This window comes from Myxococcus vastator, from assembly GCF_010894475.1.
Taxonomy (GTDB): domain Bacteria; phylum Myxococcota; class Myxococcia; order Myxococcales; family Myxococcaceae; genus Myxococcus; species Myxococcus vastator.
In genome coordinates this window covers 1-13509 of sequence record NZ_JAAIYB010000216.1, presented here as the reverse complement: position 1 = coordinate 13509, position 13509 = coordinate 1, and the positions used below count along the sequence as shown (strand labels likewise).

Below are 13509 nucleotides of genomic sequence, written 5' to 3'. Positions count from 1 at the left end.
CCACCACCACCACCGTTGGCGACATTCGCAACGCCCCGGGCATCGGGATGCGTGACGTCGATGCCCTCTCCCGTCCGCGCGCGCGTCTCTTCGGGATGGGCTGGCACGGGACAGCCGACGTACGGCTCTTCGTCTTCATCCTCCTCGGTGTCGGCCTCGTAGTGCCCGCCCCGGAACCCGAGTCCCTCCGCGCTGAGCCGGCTGCCGTTGCCCAGGTTCACGGCGCCATTCGCCAGGAAGGCCAGGATGCCGCCGGTACGATTCGCGGGGTCCCACGCCTTGGCGCGCACCACCGCGTTGTTGTTCAACGTCAGCGACGTGTACTCCGGCACCCGGACCACCTGCGTGAAGAGCGCCGCGTAGGAGTGCTTCAGCGGCCGGTCCAGCGTCAGGGTGAGTTCCTCCTCTTCTTCGTCCTCGGAGACAGCCGTCAGCCGCGCCAGCTCCCACCGGCCCACTGCGCCGCCTTCCAGATAGATGGGCCCGGGACTACCAGGCACCGTCACGGGCACCACGCCGGTGGTCTGGATGATCAACACCAGGTCACCCGAGGTATCGGCCCCCCCCGTGGGCCCGCTGAAGTCGGGGACCGCGGGCGCGGCCGTGGAGGTGGCCAGTGATGTCCGGATGGTCGTGTCACCCGGCGCCAGCGGCGCCTTGACCTGGGCGTAGTTGTTGATTTCCACGCCACCCGCCGCAGCGACCGTCCGGGCGCCATCCTGGCCATTACCCACCAGATAGGTATCCGGGCCCGGCAGGGCCGGCAGGGCCCAGAGCACCATCGCCGCCGTCAGCGCCTTCGTCAGAGCGTTCGTTCTCATCGAGATGGTTCTCCGCGGAGGCGCACGTCAGTGCTGGCCGCGCTCGGACTTGTCTTGCTGCGGGTCCGCCAGCAGGAACTCCACGCGGCGGTTGTTCTCACGGCCATTCGACGTCGCGTTGCTGTCGATGGGGCGCTCCTGGCCATAGCCCAGGGCCTTCAGTCGCTCGGGAGCAATCTCCCGGCCAATGAGGTACTGGCGCACGGCCTCGGCACGCGCCTGCGACAGGCGGCGGTTGCTGTCCGGGAAGCCCCGGTCATCCGTGTGCGCGCCCACCACGACGAGCGGAATCTCCGGGTGCTCCCGGACGACGCGCGCCACCCAGTCCAGCAGTTCGAAGGAGCGCTTCTGGATTCGCGCCTGCGTCGGCTCGAAGAAGACCTTGCCCATCACCACCAGGCGGTCCGGACGAATCTCCACCAGCGGCAGCACGTGCAGCGGGCAGCCCAGGTTCTTGGCGTCCCCCGGCTCGTTCACGCAGCTGTCCGCGCGGTTGGGCACGCCATCCTTGTCCGTGTCCGACTCCGGGCAGCCATTGCGCTCGAGGGGACCGGCCTCGTTCGGGCACTCGTCCTTGTCGTTGTCGATGCCGTCGCCGTCCGTGTCCCGCACCGGGCAGCCCCGGTTGTCCGCGGGCCCCGGGTCCGACGGGCAGCTGTCGATTTCGTCGGGGACCTCGTCACCGTCCTGGTCCGGGATGGGGCAGCCCTGGCGCGCCGCGGGGCCATGCTCCAGCGGGCAGGCGTCCAGCATGTCCTCGATGCCGTCGCCATCCGTGTCCTGCGCCGAGCACCCCTGCCGCGCCACGTCGCCCGGCACCAGCGGACACTTGTCGTCGGCGTTGCGCACGCCGTCGCCGTCCTCGTCCAGGTCGGGGCACTCCTGAATCTTCGCCTCGGGGGGCAGCCCCATCTCGCAGCGGACCGAGGACTCGCCCGGGCCCCGCGGCGGCGTCACGTTGCCGAAGGCCCCGCCCACCATCAGCCGGAACAGCGGCGTGCCGGGCGCCGCGCCCACGCCCACGCCCGCCAGCGCGAACATCTCCAGCGACGAGCCCACCAGGTAGCGGGCGCCCGGCAGCAGTTCCACCGACGTCGGCTGGTCCGTCATGGGCAACATGCCCCGGACGTTCAGCTCCCAGCGCAGCCGCTTGCCCGTCGTGGCCAGCGCCACGCCCAGCCGCAGCTCGCGCCCCACTTCATCCTCCGTGTCGCCCGTCCGGTCCGTCAGCAGCACGCGCGGACGCTGCAGGTAGCCCACCTCCAACCCCGCACGGATGAAGCCGAAGTGCCGCCCCACCATCACCCTGGGCGACAGGCGAAGCCCGCCATCATCCCGGGCGAATGCCCCCTCGCTTCCCAGTGGCAGCCCCGCGGCCAGCTCCAGGGCCAGGTCCACGCCGCCCGCGTCCGTCTGCGTCAACACGCCGAAGCGCGCGCTCAACACCGGGGTGGACAGCGCCTGGCTGGCGGGCACGGCGATGCCATAACGCCCCATGCCCACGTCGTCTCCGCCCTGGAGCGCCACCATGGGGACCTGCAGCCCCACCTGAAGCCAGTCCAGCGGGGCGTACGCGGCGGCCAGGTGCGCGGTGGTCCGTCCAGAGACGACGGCCACCTCGGGCTGCTCGCGGATCAGGTTGTCCATGTAGACGAGCGGCTGATGCGCGTAATGCATCATCACCGTCGCGCGGAAGGCCCCCGCCGGAAGCAGCTCGCCCATGCCGACGAGGAGCGAACCCTCCGCGCCAGGATTCAGCTCCAGGCGCTCCAGGTCGAAGCCTCGCAGCACGGGCCCCTCCTGCGCCCCGGCGGACAGGGACGTCAGCGCGAGTGCCAGCGCGAGCCCGCGGTGCAGGAGCTCATTTCTTCTCATGGTTCTCCCCGAAGCCGTCTGGGTACCCCGGGAAGACCCGCAGTTTCAAGCCAGCCCCCCTTTTCCACTCTACACCGAAGTCCGACCGGGAATGGGATGGCCCCAGCGTCCGCGCACGCCGGCAATGAAAATTTCGTGTCAGGCCCCCCTGGTACGCAATTCGTGGCATGCTGCCGCACCACTACCGGGCCTCATCCTCTGGACGAGGCCCAGCGCCGGGGGTCTGTGGATGATCGCGAACGCCGCCTTGCAAGCCAACCAGGCTGAGTTCGAGTTCCAGGCAGGGGCCTTCACCTCCGGGGAGCTGGCCGTCCTGGGCTTTGAAGCCGAGGAGACGCTGTCCCAGCCCTACGCGGTGGAGGTGGCGCTGGCCGCCCGGCCGGACGTGGACGTGGATGAGAAGGCGCTCCTGGGCCAGGACGCGCGGCTCACCGTCATGCTCGGAGACGGCACCGCGCGCTTCTTCCACGGCATCGTGTCGCGCATGTCACGGTGGGATGAAGGCAGCGGCCCGGAGCGCCGCCGCTACCGCGCCACCGTGGTGCCGCGGCTGTGGACGCTCCGCCACCGCCGCAAGAGCCGCATCTACCAGGAGATGACCGTCCCGGACATCGTCCACAAGGTGCTGGACGAGGCCAAGGTGGAGCACCGGCTGGCGCTCACCGGCGAGTACCCCAAGCGCGACTACTGCGTGCAGTACCGCGAGTCCGACCTCGACTTCGTGTCCCGGCTCCTGGAGGAAGAAGGCATCTTCTACTTCTTCGAGCACGGCGAGGACGCCCACATGATGGTGATTGGCGACGGCGCCTCCGCCAACCCCGCGATGCAGGGCGAGTCCAAGCTCGTCTTCCGCGAGCGCAGCCAGATGGTCGCCTCGCAGGAGTACGTCCACGAGCTGGTCTCCCGCACGGAGGTGCAGCCCGGCGCCGTGGCCCTGCGCGACTACAACTTCCTGCGCCCCGCCCAGGACCTGGGCGCCAGCTCCGAGGCGGAGGCTGGCGAGGCCGCGCTCGAAATCTACGACTACCCCGGCCGCTACGAAGAGCCCGCGCCCGGCCGCAGCCTGGCGAAGGTGCGCCTGGAGGAGCTGCGCGCGCGGGCGGAGACGGTGACGGGCGCCAGCTACAGCCGCCGCGTCTGCGTGGGCCACTCCTTCGAGCTGGCGGAGCATCCGGACGAAGCCGCCAACCGCAAGTACCTGCCCGTCTCCGTGCGGCACCTGGGCCACCAATCGGAGGCGCTGAGCATCGAGCAGGGCTCGCTGCGCAGCCGGGAGGACTACCGCAACGAATTCCTCTGCCAGCCCGCGGAGGTGCCCTTCCGCCCGCCGCGCGTGACGCCCCGGCCGGTGATTCCGGGCGCGCAGACGGCCATCGTCGTGGGCCCCAGCGGCGAGGAGATACACACCGACGAGCACGGCCGCATCAAGGTCCAGTTCCACTGGGACCGCGAGGGCAAGAACAACGACAAGAGCAGCTGCTGGATTCGCGTCAGCCAGGCCTGGGCGGGCCCGGGCTGGGGCGCCCTGTACCTGCCGCGCATCGGCCATGAGGTCGTCGTCGAGTTCCTCGAGGGCGACCCGGACCGGCCCATCGTCACCGGCAGCGTCTACAACGGCGCGAACCCGACGCCCATCGACCTGCCCGGCAACAAGACGCAGAGCACGCTGCGCTCCAGCTCCAGCCCCGGCGGCGCGGGCTCCAACGAGCTCCGCTTCGAGGACGCGGCCGGCAGCGAGCTCGTCTATCTGCACGCGCAGAAGGACTTCAACATCGTCGTGGAGAACGACAAGACGCAGGAGGTCCGCGGCAACGAGACGCTGCTGGTGCGCAAGGACCGCTCCCGCGTCATCGAAGGCAACCAGGCCCTGCTGGTGAAGAAGAACGACGACAGCACCGTCACCGGCAACCAGACGCTGGCCGTCACGCAGAACCGCTCCACCACCGTGGGCGGCAACCACACCGAGGCGGTGGCCGGGGACCAGTCCATCAGCGTCAGCGGCAACCAGGCCCTCACCGTGGCCATGGCCTCCGCGGAGACGGTGGCCCTGGGGAAGATGCTCAACGTGGGCGGCGCGCTCGCCGTCACCGTGGGCGCCGCCTTCAACGAGCTGGTGGGCGGCCTCAAGTCCGAACAGGTGGGCGGCGCCAAGGTGGAGGTCGTCGGCGCCAAGAAGTCCGAAACGGTCAAGGGCGCACGCACGCTCCAGGTGGGCGGGGACCTCTCCGAAGAGGTGGGGAAGTCCCGCACGCTCAAGGTGGACAAGGACATGCTCGTCAGCGTGGCGGGCAAGGTGAACCACGCCGCCAAGGACGCCTACACGCTGTCCGCCAAGGAAATCTCACTGGTTGCCCAGGAGCAGTTCACCCTCAAGGTGGGCTCCGCCACGCTCCAGGTGAAGAAGAACGGGGACGTGGTCATCAAGGGCGCCAAGATTGAGGTCAACGCGTCAGGCGACGTCGTCATCAAGGGCTCCAAGATTTCCGAGAACTAGGAGCAGGCAGGGAACCGCCATCAGGGGGTGGCTTGAATCCTGTCCGTCCTGTCTGGCAGTTTACGCTTCGCACGGAAGTTGTAAGGACCCGTGCGTTCTTTCAAGGAATACGAATCTTGGCGCTAGGACACACAGGCGCCGGTCGGGTGAAGCGTGCCGGCCGGAACCTTCGGTGGGGTGTGGTCATCGCGCTCGCGGCCGCCTTGAGCGGGAGCGCGGGCTGCGTGAAGCGAGTGTCCCAGGTGTGTGAGACGCCGCCGCCGTTCCAGGTGGTGGTGGATGCGTCGGAGCAGCTCAATCCCGACGCGCGCGGGCGCTCGCTGCCTACCGTGGTGCAGATCGTCCAGCTCAAGGACAGCGTCCGCCTGGAGCGCGCGGGCTTCAAGGATTTGTGGGGCAAGCCGGAGGAGCTCCTCAAGGAGGACCTGCTCCAGGTGGCCGAGCTGGTGATTCCACCCGGCAACAAGGTGAAGCGCTGGGTGCAGCGTGATCCCAAGGCCCGCTTCGTCCTGGCCATGGGGCACTTCCGGCAGCCGCTGGGCTATTCGTGGCGGACGGTGGCGGCGCTCCCCGTGGTGGAGGAGGCGCGCTGCGTGGAGCGCCCCGCCGGTGACCAGGGCGACCCGAAGCCGGGAGACGAGGTCTTCCGCTACCGGCTGCAAGGCTATCAGATTGACCTGATGTTCCGGCCCATGACGCAGGCGCCGGAGCCTCGACTCCAACCCCAAGCTGGCGACGGCGAGTCGCCGCGGAGAGGTGTATGAAGTCCGTGCAGCGAGTCGTGTGGTCGGAGGGCATGTTCATGAGCCCCCACCACCTCCAGCAGCAGGACCTCTACCACGAGCAACTGCTGGATCAGCGGCTGGCGTCGCTCGAACCGTATCCCTGGGGCGTGGTGGCCCTGGAGTTCGACATGGAGGCGCTGCGCGCCGGCCAGGTGCAGCTGACCCACTTCACCGGCATCCTCCCGGACGGGCTGCCCGTCTCCTTCGAATCCGGAGACGCGGAGGCGCCGCCCGCGCGGCCCGCGGACGGCTACTTCCCGCCCGCCCAGCGCACCCTGGACGTGTACCTGGGCGTGCCGCGCGAGCGCAGCGGCGTGGAGAGCTTCGGCAGCGGGGAGCGGCTGGGCAGCAGCCCGCGCTACACGCCCGCCTCCCGCCCCGTCAGTGACTTGACGGCCTCCACCTCCATCTCGCAGGTGGCCTTCGGTCAGCGCAACGTGCGGCTGCTGTTCGGCACCGAGCCGCGCGACGACTTCGAGTCCATCAAGCTGTGCGAGCTGTCCAGGGACCGCTCCGGCAACCTGACGCTGGTGGAGTCCTTCATCCCGTCGTGCCTGCGCATCGACGCGTCCGCGTTCGTCATGAACGAGCTGCGGACGATGCTGCGGCTGATGGTGTCCAAGCAGCGGCAGCTCTCCTCGCGGCGGCGGCACCGGGACGCGTCAGCGCTGGAGTTCACCGCGGGCGACGTGACGCTCTTCCTGGAGCTCAACGCGCTCAACGGCACCATCCCCTTCCTCCAGCACGCGCTGGACGCGGGCAACCTGCGTCCGCGGGACTTGTACCTGGCGCTGGCGCAGTGCGCGGGGCAGCTGTGCACCTTCTCCGTCAGCGCGGACCCGTCCACGCTGCCCACCTTCCAGTTCACCAACCTGCGCGCCACCTTCGAGGAGCTGTTCCGCCGCCTCTCCGAGTTGATGCGCTCGGTGGCGCTGGAGCAGTGCCTGTCGGTGGACCTGACGGCGGGCGCCGACGGCATGTTCCGCGGCCGGCTGGAGGACGACCGGCTGGAGCGCTGCGGCCACTTCATCCTCGCGGTGCGCAGCGAGCTGCCGGAGCGGGTGGTGGCCGAACAGCTGCCCAAGCTGTCGAAGGTGGCCGCCTGGGAGGACATCCGCGCGCTGGTGCAGGCCGCCGCGCCCGGCGTGCCGCTGGCGGTGACGTACCGGCCGCCGCCCGAAGTCCCCGTGCAGCCGGGCACCGTCTACTTCAGCCTCTCCATGAATGACGGCTACTGGAGGAACGTGATGAGGGATCGCAACCTCGCCATCTACCTCCCGCAGCCGTTCGACGCGAGCCGAACGACCGTGGAACTGCTCGCGGTCCCCACCGCCAATCGCTGACGCCCCGAGCCGCCCATGGACCGAGTCACCGAAGCCACGAAGGACTGTTTCGACGCCGCCATCCAGCTGCGCGGCTCCGAAGCGTCGGCGGTGCCCCCGCCCGAGACGCTGCACCACCGCCTGCGCGGCGTGGTGGATGAGACGCTGCGCCGCGCCGCCGTGCTGGGCTTCAGCCATCAGGATGCCCAGGACATGGCCTACGCGCTGGTGGCGCTCATCGACGAGGTCGTCCTGGGCCGCCCGGAGGAGTACCGGCAGCTCTGGATGCCCCTGCAGCTCCACTACTTCAATGAGAATGTCGCCGGTGACGGCTTCTTCGCGCGCCTCAACACCGTGCGCAAGGACCCGCACCGGCACGAGGTGCTGCAGGTCTACTACCTGTGCATGCTCTTCGGCTTCCAGGGCCGCTACCGCATCCGCGGCGGCGAGCTGGAGCTGATGACGCTCATCGACACGGTGCAGAAGGACCTGGAGCGCGCGCGGCCCTTCGACTTCGACGTGCTGTCGCCGCACGGGGACCGGCCCACCGAGTCGCTGCTCTCCAAGCGCAAGAAGGCGTCGATGGTGGGCATCTCCGCCGGGGCGCTCGCGGTGGCCGTGCTGTTCTACGGCGTGCTGCAGTTCTTCCTCAACGACAAGATGGGTGAGCTGAAGAGCCGCATCGAGGTCCACGCGGCCCGCAACACGGCGACGAGCGCCAGCCAGACGCAGGCGGCGGGAGGGACGCAGTAATGGCGTATCTGTTACCGCTGCTCGGCATCGGCGCGCCGATGTTCGCGTTGCTCAACTACCTGGGCTTCACCCTTCAGCAGGCGGCCATCATCGCCGCGCTCGCGGGCCTGCTGGCCGTCGGCGTGGTGTGGCTGGTCAAGCGCATCCGCGCGCGCGCCGCGGCCAAGAAGCTGGAGGGCGCGCTGGCGGCGCAGGCGGATGAGCAGGCCACCACCGTGCGGCCGGACCTGCAGCCTGAAATCAAGGCGATGCAGTCGGAGTTCACCAAGGCGGTGGAGGCGCTCAAGGCCTCCAAGCTGGCGCGCGGTGGCAAGGACGCGCTGGCGGTGCTGCCCTGGTACCTCATCGTCGGGCCTCCAGGCGCCGGCAAGAGCACCGCGCTGCGCAACTCCGGGCTGAAGTTCCCGTACCTCTCCGCGCGCGGCGGCGTGCGCGGCGTGGGCGGCACGCGCAACTGCGACTGGTGGCTGACCAACGAGGCCGTGCTGCTGGACACGGCGGGCCGCTACACCAGCGCGGAAGAGGACCGGCCGGAGTGGCTGGCCTTCCTGGACACGGTGGCGAAGCACCGCCCCAGCCGTCCCATCAACGGCCTCATCGTGGCCATCAGCGTCAGCGAGCTGCTGAACGCGGACCCGCAGGCCGTGGGTGAGATGGGGCAGACCATCCGCGAGCGCCTGGATGAAATCACGACCCGGCTGAAGATGCTGGTGCCGGTGTACGTGATGATCACCAAGTGCGACCTGCTGCCCGGGTTCGTGGAGATGTTCTCGGACTTGTCGCGCGTGGAGCGCGGGCAGATCTGGGGCTTCACCGTGCCGCTGGAGCAGCAGCGCGAGGCGAGCACGGACCTGTTCCGCGAGCGCTTCGACCAGATGCTCTCCGTGCTGGAGCAGCGCTCGCTGCGCCGGCTGGGCCAGGAGCGCCGGCTGGAGACGCGAGAGAACATCTACGGCTTCCCGCAGAAGTTCGACGCGCTCCGGAAGAACCTGGCGGAGTTCCTCCAGCCGCTCTTCCTGGAGAACGTGTTCCAGGACACGCCCGTCTTCCGCGGCCTGTACTTCAACAGCGGCACGCAGGACCTGCGCCCGGTGGACAAGGTGTCCCCGTCCGCGGCGGAGATGTTCGGCAGCACCAACGGCCGGGCGCAGACGGATGGCGCCACGGAAGGCCGCAGCTACTTCCTCTGGGACGTCTTCACCAAGGTGATGTTCCAGGACCAGCAGGTGGCGGTGCGCAGCTCGCTGGAGGAAGCGCGGGTGCGCCGCCAGCGGATGGTGCTGGCCAGCGCGGCCTCCGCCGCCACGGTGCTGCTGCTGTCGCTGCCCACGGTGTCCTTCTTCAAGAACCGCAACATGGCGGAGGCCGTCACCGAGGCCATCACCAGCGTGAACCTGGACCCGCGTGACGACATCCGGCGCGTCGAGGACCTGATTCCGCTGCGCAACCGGCTCCAGGAGCTGACCGAGTACGAGGAAGGCAGCGCGCCGGTGTTCATGCGCTTCGGCCTCTACCAGGGCCAGAAGCTGCTGCCGCAGGCGCGCCAGTTCTACAACGCGGCGCTGCGCCGGGTGCTGCTGGGCAAGCAGTTCGAGCTCATCCAGCAGCGCCTGGACACCTTCGGGAAGAACCCGGATTTGCTGACGGTGCGCAGCGACGAGGACTACAGCAAGCACTTCGACGCGTACCGCCAGTACTTCGATGACTTGAAGATGTACCTGCTCGTCACGACGCCCCGGGATCCGCGCGAGCCGGAGCTGGACGAGACGCAGCGCAAGTGGCTCCAGGACGAAATCGTGAAGCACTGGAAGCGCGTGCGAGGCGACGCGGTGGACGAACGGGCCGTGGCGAACCACGCGGAGACGTTCCTGCTGATGCTCGCCAACGAGCAGATGCTCCCCGAGGAGCGGAAGCCGGCGCGCGAGCAGCGCATCGCCTTCGGCCGCGTCACCGGCGTGGTGCAGTCGGCGCGCCGCTCGCTCAACAACGTGCCCCTGGTGCGGCTGGAGCTGGCGCAGCTGGTGGCCAACATGAGCGGCGCGTACCCGGACGTGACGCTGGAGCAGCTCGTGGGCTCGGTGCCGCAGATGAGCGCCAGCGCGCGGGTGCGGGGCGCCTTCACGCGCAAGGCCTACGACGACGTCATCCGCGAGCGGCTGGACCTGGCCTTCCAGGACCAGCAGTCGTGGGTGCTGGACCGCGATGAGAAGGTGGACACGGTGAGCTCGCGGCGCGAGCTGCGCACCCGCTACTTCGAGGCCTACACCCAGGAGTGGAGGGACTTCCTCGGCGCCATCCGCGTGCATGCCCCGGAGAACCTGACGCAGATGGAGAGCCTGCTGACGAACCTGACGCGCGGCAAGCCCAAGCCCTACGGGCGGCTGTTCCGCGCGCTCACGTACAACGTGGTGCTCGACAAGCGCGACACCCAGGCGGCGGAGGCCGACACGGGCTTCCTGGCCAAGGCGGGGAAGCTGTTCGGCTCGGAGTCCGTCGAGGACGCGCCGAAGAAGCGCGAGCTGCTGAACGCCAACTCGCCGTCCGGCGCCCAGGAAGTCACCGCCCGCGACGTGGAGCGTGAGTTCGCCTCGCTCATCCGCTTCGCCACGGAGTCCTCCAAGACGGAGGACGGCGAGGAGTCCCTGACGGCGCTGGATTCGTACGAGGACCAGCTGGCCACCGTGCAGACGACGCTGCTGGCGGTGAAGGACAAGCCGGCCGAGTCCGGCCTGCTGCTGGACAAGATTGAGTCCACCCGCAACAACGTGGAGATGATGGTCCGCAAGCAGACGGACAACGTCGCCATCTTCGAGCGGCTGCTGCTGCCGCCGTTCCAGGAGATGCGCTCAGTGGTGTTCGTGGGCGTGGCCTGCAACAAGAGCAAGCTGTGGCAGGACCAGGTGGTGACGGCGTGGAGCAGCGCCTTCAAGGGGAAGTACCCCTTCGACCGCGCGTCGCAGGCGGACGCGCCGCTGCCCGAGGTCGCGGAGTTCCTGCGCCCCGAAGGCGGCCTGGTGCGCAAGTTCGTCAAGGAGCAGCTCCTGGAGGACGTGGTGGCCACCGGACGCCGGTGGGAGTTCACCTCGTCGGGTGGGGTCATGTACCAGCCCGACCTGCTCGGCTTCCTGGAGAAGACGGGCGCGCTCTCCACCACGCTCTTCCCCGGCGGCGACACGGTGGACCCGCTGGTCCGCTTCCAGGTCCGCCTGCGCCCGGGCGTCTCCGCGGACGGCCTGGCGTCGCAGATTTCATCCATCACCCTGACGCTCGATGGGGCGGACGAGACGTACCGCAACGGCCCCGACACGCTGTGGAAGCCGATGATCTGGCCCGGGCAGGCCGGCAAGCTCGGCGCCCGCATCACCGTGCAGAGCGCGGATGGCTCCACGGAGACGACGCTGGAGGCCGAGGGAGACTGGGGCCTGTTCCGCCTGCTGGAGCGCGTCAAGCGCATCGAGCCCAGCGCGGACGGCCGCTACTTCACCGCCACGTGGGAAATCGAGGAGATGAACGGCGCGCTGGTCTCCATCGACTTCCGTCCGGAGCGCACCGCCAACCCCTTCTTCGGGATGTCGGGCAACACGTCCAAGCTGCTGGCCATCTTCCGGGACCCGGGGCTGCAGCCGCCCGTGAGCATCGCGCGCAAGGGCGGGTGCGCGGCGCCGACCGTCGCGGCGGATGGGGTTCACTGACATGGCTGTGCAGTCGCCGCGCATCGGCCTGCTGGGCAAGACGCCCCGCCAGGCCGAGTTCATCCGCCACAACGCGGCCACCCCGCTGGCCCTCCAGCTCTACGGCTGGATGGAAGCGGGCGTGGAGCGCTCGCGAAGAGCCCGGGTGGACCTGCCCGCCGAGCCCGTCTGTTTCGTCTTCACCGCGCCCGGCCAGAAGCAGGCGCTGGTGGGGGTGATGGCGCCCAGCCAGGACAGCGTGGGCCGGACCTTCCCCCTGGCCATCTTCACCGAGGTGTCCTCCGCGGACACGGCCTCGCGGCTCGCGTTGACGCCGGAGGCGTACCAGCCCTTCCTGCGCGCCGCCGGTGCGCTGGCCCGGTCCGCCGCGGAGCTGGAGGTGCCACAACTGCTGGAGCGCGTGGCGGCGCTGCCCCTGCCGGGCCCGGGGGACTACAGCCTCGCGAAGCGGCTGCTCCACGCCGTGCTGGCGGACCACCACACCGTGGACCTGCTGGGCCCGGTGGTGGAGGGCACGCCGGAAGGTGGGCGCTACTACGCGCTGCACACCTTCCTCACCGCGTGCGCGGGCGAGCGCGGCAAGGAGCAGTTTCCGGCCGGCGTCACCCTGGACTGTCCGCTGTCCACGCGCGTGGGGCCGGTGGCCTGGCTGGAGCTGTCCTCGCGGCTGCTCAAGTGGACGCACCAGCCTCCGGCCTTCTTCTGGTCCGAGGGCGACAAGCCCCGGCTGCTCATCAGCCTGGGAGCGGCCTCCCCCGCCCTCTTCCTCGCGCTGGCCCAGCCCAGCCGTCCGGGCGCCCAGGTGTGGCCGCTGCGCACCGAGCGCCCCGCCGCCATCGACAACGCGCGCAAGGGCCTCACGGCCTCCGCGCGCCAGGTCATCGACGCGCCGTCCACCACCCTGGAACAACTGTTGCAGACGCTTTCGCGCTGAAGCCCCACCACGCCCATGCCTCCCACCCTGGAACAGCTTCGCGAGCGCGCCCTCCCCTGGGCCGAGCCCGTGCCGGGGGCGTCCCCGGCCGGCGTGCAGGCGAAGCACGAGCCCGCCTACGAGGCCGTCGCGCTGGAAGTCGCGAAGTTGGAGTCCCCGGCCAGCAACGCCGTGCGCTGGGATGACGTCGTCGAGGGCGCCAGCGCGCTGCTGAAGCACACCACCAAGGACCTCTGGCTCGCCTCGTACCTGGCCTATGGCCTGTACGCCACGCGAGGCGTGGACGGCGCGGCCACCGGCACGGCCGTGCTCGCCGAGGTGACGGAGCGCTACTGGCAGGACCTCTTCCCGGAGGCGAAGCGGCTGCGCGGCCGAGCCAACGCCGTGGCCTGGTTCGTGGACCGGCTGGGCCGCATCCTGCCCACCGTGGAACAGTCCTCCGTGAGCGCGGAGCCCCTGGATGCGCTGGCGGTCGCGGTGAAGCGCCTGGCCCAGCTCTCACGCGAGCGGTTCTCCGACATGGCCCCCGCGTTCGGGCCGCTCCAGGACGCCATCACCCGGCTCCGCGCCGGACTCCCCGAGCCCGAACCCGCGAGCGTACCGGAGGGACGCACCGCGTCCCCGGAGGACGCGGACGCCTCGCCGCCGCTGGTGGATGGGAATGCGTCGTCCCAGGACGAGGACACCGCGCCCGGCGAGGCGGGAGCGCGCGCTGACACGTCCACGAAAGGCAATGACAACCGCTCCGCGCGGGACGCGGTCAAAGGCAACACCGCCACGGGTAAAGGCAGTGCAGCCAACCCGGGCAGCGCCTCCGCCAACGGGACACACGC

8 protein-coding genes and 1 pseudogene are annotated in these 13509 nt (G+C 69.8%); 7 read left to right on the top strand and 2 right to left on the bottom strand.

What is annotated here, in order from left to right:
* Positions 1-821 (bottom strand): annotated as a pseudogene (locus G4D87_RS21195) (adventurous gliding motility protein AgmC); the annotation flags it as partial.
* 27 nt (positions 822-848) lie between these two features.
* Positions 849-2696, bottom strand: a complete 1848-nt coding sequence (locus tag G4D87_RS21190) for an OmpA family protein (protein ID WP_163783878.1) — start codon at positions 2694-2696, stop codon at positions 849-851.
* 229 nt (positions 2697-2925) lie between these two features.
* Here G4D87_RS21190 and G4D87_RS21185 point away from each other — a divergent pair, with 229 nt between their 5' ends.
* From G4D87_RS21185 to G4D87_RS21155, 7 genes are all read left to right on the top strand, one after another.
* On the top strand, positions 2926-5190 hold the full coding sequence (locus tag G4D87_RS21185) for a type VI secretion system tip protein TssI/VgrG (RefSeq protein WP_163783877.1): 2265 nt from the start codon (positions 2926-2928) through the stop codon (positions 5188-5190).
* A 146-nt stretch (positions 5191-5336) separates the two neighbouring features.
* Positions 5337-5954, top strand: a complete 618-nt coding sequence (gene tssJ, locus G4D87_RS21180) for a type VI secretion system lipoprotein TssJ (protein WP_163783876.1) — start codon at positions 5337-5339, stop codon at positions 5952-5954.
* Positions 5951-7318: a type VI secretion system baseplate subunit TssK gene (gene tssK / locus G4D87_RS21175; RefSeq protein WP_163783875.1), complete on the top strand. Its 1368-nt coding sequence runs from the start codon at positions 5951-5953 to the stop codon at positions 7316-7318. The genes tssJ and tssK overlap by 4 nt, the downstream gene beginning before the upstream one ends.
* A gap of 15 nt (positions 7319-7333) precedes the next feature.
* Positions 7334-8050 carry a DotU family type IV/VI secretion system protein gene (locus G4D87_RS21170; protein ID WP_163783874.1) on the top strand — a complete coding sequence of 239 codons (717 nt, stop codon included), beginning with the start codon at positions 7334-7336 and terminating at the stop codon, positions 8048-8050.
* Positions 8050-11742 (top strand): type VI secretion system membrane subunit TssM, encoded by a 3693-nt coding sequence (gene tssM, locus G4D87_RS21165; protein WP_163783873.1) that lies wholly within the window; start codon positions 8050-8052, stop codon positions 11740-11742. Before G4D87_RS21170 ends, tssM begins: the two co-directional genes overlap by 1 nt.
* A 1-nt stretch (position 11743) precedes the next feature.
* Complete coding sequence (gene tagF, locus G4D87_RS21160) at positions 11744-12676, top strand: type VI secretion system-associated protein TagF (protein WP_163783872.1); 933 nt, start codon at positions 11744-11746, stop codon at positions 12674-12676.
* 15 nt (positions 12677-12691) lie between these two features.
* On the top strand, positions 12692-13509 hold an 818-nt coding region (locus tag G4D87_RS21155), incomplete at its 3' end, for a type VI secretion system ImpA family N-terminal domain-containing protein (RefSeq protein WP_205507665.1).